Source organism: Streptomyces sp. NPDC055749 (genome assembly GCF_053617235.1).
Genome location: NZ_JBSHFH010000006.1, coordinates 20,182 through 34,295 on the forward strand (window position 1 = coordinate 20,182; position 14,114 = coordinate 34,295).

At 70.2% G+C, this 14,114-nt stretch carries 11 protein-coding genes; 6 read left to right on the forward strand and 5 right to left on the reverse strand.

Going from position 1 to position 14,114, the window contains the following annotated elements; translation table 11 throughout:
- Window positions 1-14: 14 nt before the first annotated feature.
- Window positions 15-1,559, reverse strand: coding sequence for an alpha/beta fold hydrolase (locus ACWGO0_RS06235; RefSeq protein WP_453528781.1), 1,545 nt, complete (start codon window positions 1,557-1,559; stop codon window positions 15-17).
- Window positions 1,560-1,668: 109 nt separating this feature from the next.
- Window positions 1,669-2,229, reverse strand: coding sequence for a TetR/AcrR family transcriptional regulator (locus ACWGO0_RS06240; RefSeq protein WP_453528784.1), 561 nt, complete (start codon window positions 2,227-2,229; stop codon window positions 1,669-1,671).
- 121 nt (window positions 2,230-2,350) lie between these two features.
- On the opposite strand from ACWGO0_RS06240, the gene ACWGO0_RS06245 reads away from it, so the two are divergent.
- Both ACWGO0_RS06245 and paaK read left to right on the forward strand, forming a co-directional pair.
- Window positions 2,351-2,818 carry a nuclear transport factor 2 family protein gene (locus tag ACWGO0_RS06245; protein WP_453528787.1) on the forward strand — a complete coding sequence of 156 codons (468 nt, stop codon included), beginning with the start codon at window positions 2,351-2,353 and terminating at the stop codon, window positions 2,816-2,818.
- A 117-nt stretch (window positions 2,819-2,935) separates the two neighbouring features.
- Window positions 2,936-4,225, forward strand: coding sequence for a phenylacetate--CoA ligase PaaK (gene paaK / locus ACWGO0_RS06250; protein WP_453528790.1), 1,290 nt, complete (start codon window positions 2,936-2,938; stop codon window positions 4,223-4,225).
- A 76-nt stretch (window positions 4,226-4,301) separates the two neighbouring features.
- On the opposite strand, the gene ACWGO0_RS06255 is transcribed toward paaK, so the two are convergent.
- On the reverse strand, window positions 4,302-5,474 hold the full coding sequence (locus tag ACWGO0_RS06255; protein WP_453528792.1) for a threonine synthase: 1,173 nt from the start codon (window positions 5,472-5,474) through the stop codon (window positions 4,302-4,304).
- A gap of 60 nt (window positions 5,475-5,534) precedes the next feature.
- A complete protein-coding gene (locus ACWGO0_RS06260) occupies window positions 5,535-6,218 on the reverse strand; it encodes a helix-turn-helix transcriptional regulator (RefSeq protein ID WP_453529198.1) in 684 nt (227 codons plus the stop codon).
- A 173-nt stretch (window positions 6,219-6,391) separates the two neighbouring features.
- On the opposite strand from ACWGO0_RS06260, the gene ACWGO0_RS06265 reads away from it, so the two are divergent.
- The gene (locus ACWGO0_RS06265) at window positions 6,392-7,036 is read left to right on the forward strand and encodes a dihydrofolate reductase family protein (RefSeq protein WP_453528795.1); all 645 of its coding nucleotides are present in this window, start codon (window positions 6,392-6,394) and stop codon (window positions 7,034-7,036) included.
- 194 nt (window positions 7,037-7,230) lie between these two features.
- A complete protein-coding gene (locus ACWGO0_RS06270; RefSeq protein WP_453528798.1) occupies window positions 7,231-8,652 on the forward strand; it encodes a VCBS repeat-containing protein in 1,422 nt (473 codons plus the stop codon).
- 72 nt (window positions 8,653-8,724) lie between these two features.
- Here ACWGO0_RS06270 and ACWGO0_RS06275 read toward each other — a convergent pair whose 3' ends face one another.
- Complete coding sequence (locus ACWGO0_RS06275) at window positions 8,725-10,215, reverse strand: fatty acyl-CoA synthetase (protein ID WP_453528801.1); 1,491 nt, start codon at window positions 10,213-10,215, stop codon at window positions 8,725-8,727.
- 152 nt (window positions 10,216-10,367) lie between these two features.
- Between ACWGO0_RS06275 and ACWGO0_RS06280 the strand changes: the two genes are divergently transcribed.
- Both ACWGO0_RS06280 and ACWGO0_RS06285 read left to right on the forward strand, forming a co-directional pair.
- Window positions 10,368-12,779, forward strand: a complete 2,412-nt coding sequence (locus ACWGO0_RS06280) for a penicillin acylase family protein (RefSeq protein ID WP_453528804.1) — start codon at window positions 10,368-10,370, stop codon at window positions 12,777-12,779.
- Between the two features lie 113 nt (window positions 12,780-12,892).
- A complete protein-coding gene (locus tag ACWGO0_RS06285) occupies window positions 12,893-14,110 on the forward strand; it encodes a GDSL-type esterase/lipase family protein (protein ID WP_453528807.1) in 1,218 nt (405 codons plus the stop codon).
- Window positions 14,111-14,114: the final 4 nt, after the last annotated feature.

The following is a 14,114-nucleotide window of genomic DNA, read 5'->3' on the forward strand; positions in this document are numbered from 1 at the left end:
CGGGCCCCCGCTCCTCAGTCGCCGGAGGGGTTCGCAATCCACGGTCTGAGCGCCGCCAGGAACTCCTCCGGCCTGGTGCTGTGCACCAGGTGTCCCGTGTCGATGGTGACGAAACGGCTGTCGGGGATCTGTTCCGCCATCCAGGCCAGCTGCTCCTGGTCGATGTGACTGTCGGCGCCGCCGATGACGAGGGTGGGGGCGGTGATCTCGGCGAGACGTTCACGGCCCGTCGGGTCCGGGGCGTTCAGCTGTGCGTCGATGGACGGCACGACCGGCCAGTCGAAGTCGAGCTGCCCGTCGGGCCGTTCGGCCGGCGGCCGGGGCGGGTCGAGCGGAAGGAGCAGCGGGGCGTCCTCCAGGACGAGTCCGCCTATCAGTCCCGGCTCGCGCTCGGCGAGCAGACAGGCGGCGACGCCGCCCATCGAGTGACCGACGACGGTCGCGCCGTAGAGATTGCGGGCTTCCAGAAACGCGTGGAGGTCGTCGCGGAAGAGCTCGAAGGAGTAGCGGCCCGGCCAGTCGCTGAGGCCGTGACCGCGGAAGTCCAGCGCGTACACCCGGTACTCGTCGGCGAGCCGCTCGGCGACGAGGGTCCAGTCGAGGCTGCTTCCGCCCCGGCCGTGGACGAGCACGACGGGCGGGGCCGACGGTGCGCCCAGGACGCGGTAGGCGAGCCGGATGCCTCCGGCCTGCACGCTGTGCACATCGGGGTCGAGGAAGGCGGTGACGGTACGGGCGAAGGCGCCCGGGTCGTCGAGCCAGGGGTAGTGGGCAGCACCCCGCTGCACGACGAACTCGCCGTGCGGGAAGAGGGCGGCGAGCTCCGTGGCACGGTCGGGGCTCGGGCCCCCGTCGTACTCCCCCGCGAGAACGAGCACCGGAGCGGCCAGTTCCCGCAGGGCGGCGACCGTGGGCGCCGGATCGAAGGCGCCCTCCCCGTAGAAGAGCTGCCGCGCCTCGTGGTTGGTCTGCCCGGTGGCCGAAGCGGCGTGTTCCCTGGCCGCCTCGTCCCAGCGTCCGTACGCGAACGGCTCGACGGCGGAGCGCAGTTCGTCCACCGGGCGTCCGGCCCGGATCTCGTCGAGCGCGGCCCGGGCCGTCGCGTACCAGGGCTCGTGGCTGCGCAGCTCGGCCGCTTCGTGCCAGTCCTGCCCGGTCACCTCGACGCCGACGGCGCGGGTGCCGGGCGTGATGAGCGTGAGGGTGCGCAGGCGGTGCGGGTACCGGGCCGCGTAGAGCACGGCGAGGTTTCCCGAGGCGGAGTGCCCCAGCAGATCGATCCGCTCGTGTCCGAGGTGTTCGCGCAGTGCCTCTACGTCGTCGACCTGCCGGTCGCAGCGGTACGTCGCCGGGTCGGCCGGGGCCGCGGAGTCACCGGTGCCGCGCAGATCGAGCAGGACGAGCCGCCGGCCGGCCGACAGTCCGCCGAGGTCCCCGAGGCAGGCGCTCGCCCGCATCGGTCCGCCGGGCAGGCAGATGAGCGGGCTGCCCTCCGGGTCGCCCTCCCCCACGAGGTGGTAGGCGAGTTCGGTCCCGTCGTACGCGCGGAAGATCGGCATGCGTGCCATCCAAACAGCCGGGCCGCGCACGCGCAGCGGGCAGGAGCGCCCTGGCGGGCGAAATGCGCGGTTCCGGACCCGCTGTCCAGGCACGTCCGCCCGTAGCGAATCAGGCGGGGGTGGTGGCCGACAGCAGCAGCGACGCCGCTTCCCGGGCCCGGCTACCGGCGTCGGGCGTGCCGGAGACCGCGGCGGTGGAGATGGCACCTTCGGCAAGCAGGACGAAGGCGTCCGCGCATGCTGCCGGGCGGCCGGAGGCGACGACGAGGCCCGCCAGGTAGTCGCTGAAGGCGAGCTTGTGGGCGCGGGCGACGGCGGCGACGGCCGGGTCGACGGCCCCGAGCTCCCCGAAGGCGTTGACGAACGCACAGCCTCGGAAGTCCGGCTGCGAGAACCACTGATGGAGCCAGTCGAAGACCGCCAGGATCCGCCCGTCCGGAGTGGGAGCGCTGTCGGCGTACGCGGCGAGCCCACCGCGCCAGCGGATGTCCCGGCGTTCCAGATACGCCTGCACGAGCTCCGTTTTCGAGGGGTAGAGCCCGTAGAGACGCTTGAGCGAGAGGCCCGAGGCCGCGCGGATCTCGTCCATCGGGACGGCCTGGATGCCCCGTTCGTAGAACAACGCCTCCGCGGCGTCGAGCAGCCCGGTCCGCGCCTCGGCGGCATCCATCCGCGGCCTCCCTCGTGTCTTAAGAACCTTGCGTGAGAACGTGCGTTCTCCTAGGCTACGTCACCTCAGGGAGAACGACCGTTCTCTCCGTCCGGACACCTCTCAGCAGCCAGGAGCCCCCATGAGCGCACGACCGCCTGTCCCGCCCTTCACCCGGGAATCCGCCGTCGAGAAGGTCCGTCTGGCCGAGGACGGCTGGAACTCCAGGGACCCCGCCAAGGTGGCCCTCGCCTACACCGAGGACTCCCGCTGGCGGAACCGCTCCGAGTGGGCCACCGGGCGCGAGGAGATCGTCGCCTTTCTGACCCGCAAGTGGGCCCGGGAGCTCGACTACCGGCTCATCAAGGAACTGTGGGCGTACGGCGACGACCGGATCGCGGTGCGCTTCGCCTACGAATGGCACGACCGGCAGGGCCGCTGGCACCGTTCCTTCGGCAACGAGAACTGGGAGTTCGACGAGCACGGGCTGATGCGGGTCCGCCACGCGAGCATCAACGACGTACCCATCGAGGAATCGGCCCGGCGCTACCGCTGGCCGCTGGGCCGCCGCCCCGACGATCACCCGGGCCTCACGGAGCTCGGCTTCTGACCGCCCGGCGCGACTCGACCGCGTCACCCCCTTGCCATCTCCCGCGATGGCCTGAATTACTGCTCCCAGGAGAATCGACCGAATGATCGGTCGTCCGTTCGGGAGAGGAATATGCGCATGTCGGCACTGCTTGACGCCTCGGAACGACTCGGCCGCGACGAGCTGGAGGCGTTGCAGCTGGAGCGGCTGCGCGCCACGCTGCGGCATGCGTACGACAACGTCGCCTTCTACCGGGCGGCCTTCGACAAGGCGGGGCTCCGGCCCGAGGACTGCCGCACGCTCGCCGACCTCGCCCGCTTCCCCTTCACCACCAAGGCCGATCTGCGCGAGAACTACCCCTTCGGGATGTTCGCCGTACCGGAGGACCAGGTACGGCGCATCCACGCCTCCAGCGGGACCACCGGGCGGCCCACGGTCGTCGGGTACACCGACCGGGATCTGGACACCTGGGCGGATGTCGTCGCCCGTTCGATCAGGGCCGCCGGGGGCCGGCCCGGCCACAAGGTCCATGTGGCGTACGGATACGGGCTGTTCACCGGCGGGCTCGGCGCGCACTACGGGGCGGAGCGGCTCGGCTGCACGGTGATCCCCGCGTCCGGCGGGATGACCGCCCGCCAGGTGCAGCTGATCCAGGACTTCCGGCCCGAGATCATCATGATCACGCCCTCCTACATGCTGACACTCCTCGACGAGTTCGAGCGCCAGGGCGTCGACCCGCGTACGACCTCACTGAAGGTCGGCATCTTCGGCGCCGAGCCGTGGACCGAGGCGATGCGCCGCGAGATCGAGGAGCGATTCGCGATCGACGCGGTCGACATATACGGGCTGTCCGAGGTGATGGGCCCGGGTGTCGCGCAGGAGTGCGTGGAGACCAAGGACGGGCTGCACATCTGGGAGGACCACTTCTACCCGGAGGTCGTGGACCCGTTCACCGGTGAGGTCCTGCCGGACGGCGAGGAGGGCGAGCTGGTCTTCACCTCGCTCACCAAGGAGGCCATGCCGGTGATCCGCTACCGGACCCGGGATCTGACCCGCCTGCTGCCAGGGACCGCACGGGTCTTCCGGCGCATGGAGAAGGTCACCGGGCGCAGCGACGACATGGTGATCCTGCGCGGGGTGAACCTCTTCCCGACCCAGATCGAGGAGATCGTGCTGCGTACGCCGTCGGTGGCTCCGCACTTCCAGCTGCGGCTGACCCGTGAGGGCAGGCTCGACGCGCTGACCGTGCGCGCGGAGGCGCGGTCCGACGCCTCGCCCGAGCAGCGCTCGGCCGCCGCGGCGTCGATCGCGGCGGCCGTGAAGGACGGGATCGGGGTGTCCGTCGGGGTCGAGATCGTCGACCCCGAGACGCTGGAGCGGTCCGTGGGCAAGCTGAAGCGGATCGTGGACCTCAGGGACGCCGGCTAGGACCTTTCCCGGGCGATCTCGGGCCAGGAGGACGTCACCTGTCCGCTGAACGCACTTGAAACGCGGGCGGACCGGCTCACTTCGAGCCGGGGTCGAGCAGCCCGGCCATTGCCGCCGCAGCTTTGTGTCCCGATCCGGTGATGACCGCGACAACGTCGTCATCCGGATGAAGGTGTCCCGCAGCCTTGAACTGCGCTATTGCCGGGACGACTTGGGCGCTGGTGGGTTCGGCGTACAGGCCGGTCCGGGCCAGTGCCAGGACGGCTGGGCCGAGGTCTGCCTCGTCCACCGCGGTCATCGCCCCGCCGCTGGCGCGAATGGCGGCGAGTACCTCTCGGTCGCGGACCGGCCGGGTGATGGCGGTGCCCTCGGCGAGCGTGGAGTGCCATGGGGCTGGTTCGACGTGGTCGAGGCCCGCCTCGAAGGCTCGCACCAGAGGGCTGCAGCGGGCGGGCTGGCTGACCAGGAGTCGGGGAGGGCGGGCGATCTCGCCGGCCTGGTACAGCTCGTTGAAACCCCGCGCGCATCCGAGGACCAGGCTTCCGGCGCCGGCAGGAATCACGACCGCGGTGGGGGCGGTGAAGCCGCGGTCCTCCCAGATCTCGTAGGCGATCAGTTTCATGCCTTCGAGGAAGTGCGGCTGCCAGTTGTGGCTGGCGTAGAAGCGTTCGCCGGAACGGCGCAGCGCTTCGTCGGCGGTGTCCTGCCGGGTGCCGGGCCACAGTTCGACCTCGGCGCCGTGGAACCGGCTCTGCAGGAGTTTCGCCGGTGAGGTGGTGGCGGGCGCGAGGATCTGCGCGTGGATGCCGGCGGCGGCGCAGTAGGCCGCCACGGACGAGCCGCCGTTGCCGCTGGAGTCCTCCAGGACCGCGGTCACGCCCTGGGCGCGCAACACGCTGAGCATGACCGAGCTGCCACGGTCCTTGAAGCTTCCGGTGGGGTTCTGTGTCTCCATCTTCACGGCGACGTCGAGCCCGGCCAGGTGGCGGGGCAGCAGCGGCGTGCGGCCCTCGCCGAGGGTGACGGGTGTGAGGCCCGGCATGCCCAGCGCGGCGGCGTAGCGCCACTGCGAAGGTACGCCGGAGTCGATGTCGGCTCGGGTGATTCCGCGGTGCGGTGCGACGGTCAGCGGTGACCTGTCGTCGCCGCACCAGCGCGGCTGGTCACCGGGGTACTGGTGGCCTGCTCGGTCCACCAGTGCAGGCCACGCGGTCGGCCGCCGCGGGGTGGTGGGGCCTGCGGTGTTCATGGTGCCTCCACTGTGTGTGTGCGGGGGTGGGCCGGAGGGAGGGCTCTGGGTTCTGGAGGTTCACTTTGCGTAGTTGTAGACGGTGGCTCGGGAGATGCCGAGCAGCTCCGCGATCACCTGCGCGGCGTCCCGGGACTCGAAGTAGCCGTCCTGGTGCAGCCGGCGGACCAGTTCTCGCTTGGCCTCGCGGGGCAGGGCGCGGGGGCTGACCGCCCGCTCGGCCGCGTGGCTTTCCACGATCAGGCGCAGCTCCCGGGCGTTGCGGTTGCGCAGAGTCTCCAGAGGCTCCTGGCGGCGCTCGGTCTCCGTCTCGGTCTCGGTCGCGACCAGGTTCGCCAGGGTCAGTGCCAGGGGTGAGAGCACCGATACGTCGAGGTTGAGGCACAGGGCGGCGATGTAGTCGCCCGCAGCGTTCTTGATGCCGATCGAGGTGCTCTTGACGGGCCGGCCGTCCGGGAAGTGGTTGGCGTAGTTCTGGATGACGCTGGGGTATTCGGGGTCGCCGATCCTGGCCAGGCCCAGCTCAGTGGCGGAGTCGCCCACCTGACGTCCCGACAGGTTGTTCTCGATGACCCGGATGGCGTGGTCCGGGTTCCGCAGGTCGTGCAGGACGACCTCGCACAGGCCGGGCAGCGTCTTGCCCAGGGCCACTGCGATCTTCTCCGCCTCGCGGATGAGGTGCTCGTCCGCGTCCTCGGTGCCTGCGGTGACGGCAGGTCTCGGTTCGGGCTGACGGCCCGCCAGGTCGTTCACAGGTCTCCTCTCCCCGTTGATCGGACTACTCCGTGCTGCTGAACCAGTTTGACTTTTAATCTACCTCTAGACAGAAAGTCTATACAGTTCTAGATTCCTCGTCCAGCGGCAGACAACCCGCTCAGCGATACGCCATAGTCATTGCCCCATCACAGGAGGAACGCGTGGCTCAGTTACTGAGGGTCCAGAACTTCAACGTCTCGAGTGACGGCATCGGTGCCGGTGAGGACCAGACCCTTGAGAGGCCGTTCGGTCATGTCGATCCCGAGAGGCTGTTCGCCTGGGCCGGCGCCACGGCGAGCTGGCCCATGCGCACCGACCCCGGAGGCAGCCGGGGCCTGGACGACTACCTCACGCGTGACTACGCCCGCAACATCGGCGCCGAGATCATGGGCCGCAACAAGTTCGGTCCCCAGCGCGGGCCCTGGCAGAACCATGAGTGGCAGGGCTGGTGGGGTGACGAACCCCCCTTCCGTACGCCGGTGTTCGTCATGACCCACCACAAGCGTCCTTCGCTCACGCTCTCCGACACCACGTTCCACTTCGTCGACGCAGACCCTGCCACGGTCCTCGCGCAGGCCCGGGAGGCGGCACAGGGCAAGGACGTCCGACTCGGCGGCGGGGCCACCACCATCCGGGAGTTCCTCGACGCCGACCTCGTCGACACCATGCATGTAGCGGTCTCACCCGTGAAGCTCGGGTCCGGAGTACGACTCTGGGAATCCCCCGACGAACTGCTCGACCGCTTCAACCTGGACGTCGTCCCCAGCCCGAGCGGAGTAACACACCACCTGTTCTGGCGAAAGTAAACGGCACTCAGGGCCGACCTGAGGCGGGCCGTCAGCCCCCGAGATGTTCGGGTGCCGTACAACCCTTCGCCGTGCGAGTGGTCTTCTTGGGAGAGCAGAGCAACCGGCCTGCAAAGGCTGCGGTGGCGGTGGCCCAGGTACCGCCGCCGACCACTGTTCGTTCCTACCACTTCGCACAACAACAGGGGATATACATGCTGGACTCCCGGTTCCGTACCGCGTCAGCTGTCTTCGTGGCGCTTGCGGCCACCGCGGGCGCTGTTCCGCTCGCCTTCTCCGGTACGGCTGCGGCCGCCGGGTCCGCGGCGGTGTCGGGACAGCACGTCGACTTCAACGGGGACGGATACGAGGACATGTTCGCCTCGGTGTACGAGGGAACCGTCTCCGGCATCGCGAAGGCCGGGTACATCGCGGTGTACCCGGGTGACGCGAAGGGCATCAGCCCGGCCCGGCACCACGTGATCAGCCAGAACTCTTCCGGGGTGCCGGGCGTGGTCACGGCGAACGCCCGGTTCGGAGCGGGAACGGCCGCCGACATCGACCGCGACGGATACACCGACCTGCTCGTGTCGGCCGGCCAGGGCCCGCGGATCATCCTGTTCGGCGGGACGAACGGGCTGGCGACCCGGGCGGCGGAGTTCCACGGACCGGGTGACGCGGTCGGCGACTTCGACGGGAACGGCCGGACGGACGTGGCCGGCATCGACCGGACCGGCTTCGGCAAGGTCGTGGTGAGTGAGAACGTCGGTGCGGACGGCTCGGTCGGGAGCACCCGCACGGTCCTCACCGCCGACGGCGCCACCGACTTCACGAGCGTGCAGGCCGTGGACATGAACAATGACGGCAAGGACGACCTGCTGGTGCGCACCGGGTGCACCGACGAGCCGGACTGCGACGGGACGACGCTGTACCTGTCGACCGGCACGGGCTTCAAGAAGACGCCGATCCTCGCCGCCGCCGGGACGTACCTCAACCACTCCTCGGTGACCGTCGGTTCGGTCAACGGGGACGCCTATCCGGACCTGGTCTTCACCCGGCAGCCCACCGGGCTGGACAGCGACGTGGACTTCCCGAGCAAGGGCGGCGCGGTGGCGGTCGCCTACGGCGGCCCCACGGGGCAGAACACCACCACGAAGCCGAAGTGGATCACCCAGAGCACGACCGGGGTGCTCGGCGCCGACGAGGCCGGCGACAACCTCGGTGCGAGCGCGGCGGTGAAGGACCTGAACGGCGACGGCTACGGCGAGGTCGTCGTGGGCGTGCCCGGCGAGGACGTGGGCACGGCCCCGGACGCCGGCGGTGTCCTGATCTTCAAGGGCCGCGCCTCGGGCATCACGGGCGCCGACACGAAGGTGATCGGCCAGTCCACGGAGAACGTCCCCGGCGTCGACGAGAAGGGCGACGCGTTCGGCGGCGAGGTCCACATCGTGGCCGCCGCGAAGGGTGTACCGGCGACACTCGCGGTGGCTGCCCCCAACGAGAACGCAGGCCAGGGCGGCGTGTGGCTGTTCAAGGGCAGCAGCTCGGGCCCGGTCACCCAGGGCAGCGTCTCCTTCGGCGAGGCAAGCCTGGGTGTGAATCCGTCTGTGGTCAACTTCGGCCACTTGCTGGGATGACGCTCGATCACCTGCCACAACGCCTGTTGCATCGTTCCGATCCGGACAGGTCCTCGACGGTGACCGCTGCTTTCAGGCGAACCGGTCCCGCAGCTCGCGCTTGAGGATCTTCCCGCTGGCGTTGCGCGGGAGCTCGTCCACGAACAGGACCTTCTTCGGGGCCTTGAAGTGGGCGAGCTTCTCGCGGGCGTGCGCGATCAGTTCGCTCTCGGTCGCTTCGCCGCGCAGGACGACGACGGCGGTGACGGCCTCGATCCACCGCTCGTCGGGCAGTCCGACGACCGCTGTCTCGGCGACCGCGGGATGGGTGTAGAGCGCGTCCTCGACCTGCCGGGACGCGATCAGCACACCGCCGGAGTTGATGACGTCCTTCACCCGGTCGACGATGGTGAAGTACCCCTCGGTGTCGCGCACCGCGAGGTCCCCCGAGCGGAACCAGCCGTCCCGGAAGGCCTCCCTGGTCTCCGCGGTCCGGTGCCAGTATCCCTCGCACAACTGCGGTGACCGGTAGACGATTTCGCCCTCGGTCCCGTCCGGGACATCGCGCCCCCGTTCGTCGACGACCTTCGCCTCGACGTACCGCACGGGCCGGCCGCAGGAGTCCATCCGCCCCTCGTGTTCGTCGGGGCCCAGCACGGTGGCGAGCGGGCCGATCTCGCTCTGCCCGAAGCAGTTGTAGAAGGCAAGCCCGGGCAGCCGTGCGCGCAGCCGTTCCAGTACCGGTACGGGCATGATCGAGGCCCCGTAGTACGCCTTGCGCAGGCCGCTCAGCTCGCGGGTGGCGAAGTCGGGATGATTGGCGAGGCCGATCCACACCGTCGGCGGCGCGAAGAGACTGTCCACCTGCCCGGTCTCCACAAGGTCGAAGACGGTCTTCGCGTCCGGCCCGTCGATGATGATGTTCTCCGCGCCGACCGCGAGGTAGGGCAGCAGGAAGACGTGCATCTGCGCGGAGTGGTAGAGAGGAAGCGAGTGGACGGGCCGGTCGGTCTCCTTCAGGTCCAGTGCGGTGATGGCGCTGACGTACTCGTGGACCAGTGCGCGGTGGCTCATCATCGCGCCCTTGGGCAGCGCGGTGGTCCCCGAGGTGTACAGGAACTGCACAATGTCCTGGGCACTTCGGTCCGGGTCGAAGGGCTCAGGGGTGCCGAGCGCCGCCAGCAGCGAATCGGCGGAGCCGCGCAGCGGACGTACGGCGAAGTCCCCGGGGACCCGGTCGGCGAGGTCGGGGTCGGCGAGCACCAGGGCGCTCAGGGAGTCTTCAAGAATGTACGTCAGGTCCGCACCGGTCAGGTTCTGGTTGACCGGCACATGGATGAGACCGGCGCGTGCGCAGGCCAGAAACGCGATCAGGTACACATCGGAGTTGTGGCCGTACGTGGCGACCCGGTCCCCGCACTCCAGGCCCTGGCCGACCAGTGCCGCGGCAGCCGTGGACACCGCCTCGTCCAGCTCCGCATAGGTCCAGGTCCGGTCCGCGTACCGCAGGGCGGTGCGGTCGGGGACGCGCCGGGCGCTGAGCCGCAGGACACCGTCGACTGTGCTGTTGCGTACCTCTTTCATGCCGTGATCCTGGGCGGCCCCGCTCCGGTGGTCAAGTGTCCTGCATACCGACCAGACGGTTGACAGGTACATGGGTGTGCTGGCTGAGTGGCGTGTGGCTGCCCGGAACACCCGGGCAACCTCCTATCTCACCCGCACAGTTGGGAGGACCCTTGCCCCTCCGTAACCGTCTGAGACTTCTCGCGGTCTCCGGTCTCGCTCTGCTGACCGTGTCGGCATCGCTGCCGCCGGCCGCGGCCGGCACCTCGCCGAGCCGGCATCCTTCGGGCGGCGGGCTGTCCGCCGTCATCCGGTACACCGAGTACGGCATCCCGCACATCGTGGCGAAGGACTACGCGAATCTGGGCTTCGGCACCGGCTGGGCGCAGGCGGCCGACCAGGTGTGCACGCTGGCCGACGGCTTCGTCACGGTGCGCGGCGAGCGGTCGCGGTTCTTCGGTCAGGACGCCGCGCCGGACGGCTCGTTGTCCTCGGCGACGAAGAACCTCTCCAGCGATCTGTACTTCCGCGGGGTGCGGGACAGCGGCACCGTGGAGAAGCTGCTGAAGGTGCCCGCACCGGTGGGCCCGAGCCGCGACGTCAAGGAGGCGATGCGCGGCTGGGCCGCCGGCTACAACGCCTGGATCGCACAGAACCGGATCACCGATCCGGCCTGCCGGGACGCCTCCTGGGTACGGCCAGTCACCCAACTGGACGTGGCTGTACGGGGCTTCGCGATATCCGTGCTCGGCGGCCAGGGGCGTGGCATCGACGGGATCACGGCAGCACAGCCGCCGTCCGCCGCTCCGACGGAACCCGGTGTGTCGCCGGGTGAGGCGGCCGATGCGGCGCAGCGCCTGCTGTCCACGGAGAACGCGGACATGGGCTCCAACGCCGTGGCCTTCAACGGTGCGACGACGGCGAACGGGCGCGGGCTGCTCCTGGGCAACCCGCACTACCCGTGGCAGGGCGGGCGGCGGTTCTGGCAGTCCCAGCAGACCATCCCGGGCGAGCTGAACGTGGCGGGCGGTTCGCTGCTGGGTACGACGACCGTGTCGATCGGCCACAACAAGCACATCGCGTGGAGCCACACCGTCGCGACGGGAGTCACCCTCAACCTGCACCAGCTGACCCTCGATCCGGCGGACCCGACCGCCTATCTGGTGGACGGCAAGCCGGAGCGGATGACGAAGCGCACGGTGACGGTGCCGGTCAAGGACGGTGCCCCGGTCACCCGCACCCAGTGGTGGACCCGGTACGGGCCGGTCGTCACCGCGATGGGCGCCGGGCTGCCGCTGCCCTGGACGGCGACGACCGCGTACGCGCTGAACGACCCCAACGCGAAGAACATGCGCGCATCGGACACGGCCCTCGGCTTCAGCAAGGCCCGCAGCACCGAGGGCATCCACGCCGCGCTGCGCCGCACGCAGGGCGTGCCCTGGGTGAACACGATCGCTGCGGACTCCGCGGGGCACTCGTTCTTCTCCCAGTCGCAGGTGCTGCCGCGGATCACCGACGAGCTGGCGCAGCGCTGCTCCACGGCGCTGGGCAAGGCCACCTATCCGTCGTCCGGACTCGCGGTGCTCGACGGATCGAGGAGTGAGTGTGCGCTCGGCTCGGACCCCGACGCGTTGCAGCCGGGCATCTTCGGCCCGAGCCGCATGCCGACGCTGAAGGACACCTCGTACGTCGAGAACTCCAACGACAGCGCCTGGCTGACGCACGCCGGGCAGCCGCTGACGGGCTATGAGCGGATCTTCGGCACGATCGGTACGACCCGGTCCATGCGGACGCGCGGGGCGGTCGAGGATGTGGCGGGCATGGCGGAGAAGGGGCGGCTGACGGTCGCGGACCTCCAGGACCAGCAGTTCGCGAACCGGGCGCCGGCCGGTGATCTGGCCGCCGCCGATGTGGCGAGTGCCTGCGCGGCACTGCCGGGCGGAGTCGCGACAGGCAGCGACGGCACGCCCGTCGATGTCTCGGCGGCCTGCCCCGTGCTGCGGGACTGGGACCGGAGCGTGAACACCGACAGCCGGGGCGCGCTGCTGTTCGACCGCTTCTGGCGGAAGGCGGCGGCAGTGCCCGCCGCCCAGCTCTGGAAGGTGCCCTTCTCCCCCGCAGACCCGGTCCGCACGCCGAACACCCTCAACACCTCGGCTCCGGGCGTCACCGCGGCGTTCGCCGACACGGTGAAGGAGCTGCGGACCGCCGGAATCGCTCTGGACGCGCCGCTGGGCGACCATCAGTTCGTCGTACGGAACGGGAAGCGCATCCCGGTCGGCGGCGGTACGGAGTCACTGGGCATCTGGAACAAGACCGAGCCCGTGTGGAACGCGGCGGCCGGTGGCTACACCGAGGTGTCGGCCGGCTCCAGCTATATCCAGGCGGTCGGCTGGGACGGCAGCGCGTGCCCGGTGGCGCGCACCCTGCTCACGTACTCCCAGTCCTCGAACGCCCGGTCGCCGCACTACAGCGACCAGACGGAGCTGTTCTCGGGTGAGCGCTGGGTGACGTCCCGCTTCTGCGAGAAGGACATCGCACGCTCGCCCGACCTGCGGGTGGTGCGGGTGCGTGAGGGCCGGTAGCCGGTAGCCACGCTCGCGGGGCCTGTCCGGCACGAACGGCCGGGCAGGCCTCTCCCGCGCGGCGCGCAGCGAAATCGATTGCGGATCAGATGTTCGGTTGACAGCCTGGGACCATGAGCTCTCAGCACGACTCCGTCCCCGGTCCCGCCTCCTCGCGGACGACGGACTGGATCACCACGCCCGTCACGGCCGGCCTCCTGCGCGGCGCACTCGACGTGGAGCGGACCGAGCACGGTGTGCTGCCGCACCGGCTGCCCGCGTGGGCCCGCGCGCAGTTCCCCGACGGGCAGCTGGCCATGGCGGAGTCCCAGCCCTCCGGGGTACGGGTGGTGTTCCGCACCCGGGCCACCGTCGTCGAGCTGGACACGCTGCGCACCAAGATGGCCTACGAGGGCGCCCCGCCCCGTCCGGACGGGGTGTACGACCTGGTCGTCGACGGCCGGCTCGCCGGGCAGACGGACGCCACCGGCGGCAACGTCCTGCTGGTGGACATGCTCACCGGTGCCACCGAGGCGCGGACCGGGCCGGTCGGCACGATCCGCTTCAGCGGTCTGGCCGACCGGCTGAAGGACGTCGAGATCTGGCTGCCGTGGAACGAGATCACCCAGCTCATCGCGCTGCGCACGGATGCCCCCGTCGAGGACGTGCCGGACCGTGGCCGCAAGGTGTGGCTCCACCACGGCAGCTCGATCAGCCACGGCTCCGATGCCGCGAGTCCCACCACGATCTGGCCTGCGCTGGCCGCCTCGCTCGGCGGTGTGGAGCTGATCAACGTCGGTCTGAGCGGCAACGCCCTGCTCGACCCCTTCACCGCCCGCGCGCTGCGGGACACCCCCGCGGACCTGATCAGCGTCAAGATCGGCATCAATCTGGCCAACCGGGATCTGATGCGTCTGCGCGCCTTCACCCCGGCGGTGCACGGCTTCCTCGACACCGTCCGCGAGGGGCATCCCACCGCGCCGCTGCTGGTCGTCTCGCCCATCCTGTGCCCCATCCAGGAGGACACCCCGGGCCCTATCGCCCCGGACTTCAGCGACATCGGCGAGGGAAAGCTCACGTTCGTCGCCATGGGCGACCCCGACGAATCGGCCGCCGGGAAGCTGACGCTCAACGTCATCCGGGACGAGCTGGACCGCATCGTGAAGCAGCGGGCGGTTGACGACCCGAACCTGTACTACCTCGACGGCCGCGAGTTGTACGGGGAGGCGGATGCCGTCGAACTGCCGCTGCCCGACCGGCTCCACCCGGACGCCGCCACCCATCTCCGTATCGGCGAACGCTTCGCGGCGCTGGCCTTCGCCGGTGGAGGACCGCTGGGCGAACGGGCGTGAGTCC

Coding starts and splice junctions, on each gene's coding strand:
- ACWGO0_RS06235 (WP_453528781.1), bottom strand. CDS start 1,559: ATGCCGATCTTCCGCGCGTACGACGGGACCGAACTCGCCTACCACCTC.
- ACWGO0_RS06240 (WP_453528784.1), bottom strand. CDS start 2,229: ATGGATGCCGCCGAGGCGCGGACCGGGCTGCTCGACGCCGCGGAGGCG.
- ACWGO0_RS06245 (WP_453528787.1), top strand. CDS start 2,351: ATGAGCGCACGACCGCCTGTCCCGCCCTTCACCCGGGAATCCGCCGTC.
- paaK (WP_453528790.1), top strand. CDS start 2,936: ATGTCGGCACTGCTTGACGCCTCGGAACGACTCGGCCGCGACGAGCTG.
- ACWGO0_RS06255 (WP_453528792.1), bottom strand. CDS start 5,474: ATGAACACCGCAGGCCCCACCACCCCGCGGCGGCCGACCGCGTGGCCT.
- ACWGO0_RS06270 (WP_453528798.1), top strand. CDS start 7,231: ATGCTGGACTCCCGGTTCCGTACCGCGTCAGCTGTCTTCGTGGCGCTT.
- ACWGO0_RS06275 (WP_453528801.1), bottom strand. CDS start 10,215: ATGAAAGAGGTACGCAACAGCACAGTCGACGGTGTCCTGCGGCTCAGC.
- ACWGO0_RS06285 (WP_453528807.1), top strand. CDS start 12,893: ATGAGCTCTCAGCACGACTCCGTCCCCGGTCCCGCCTCCTCGCGGACG.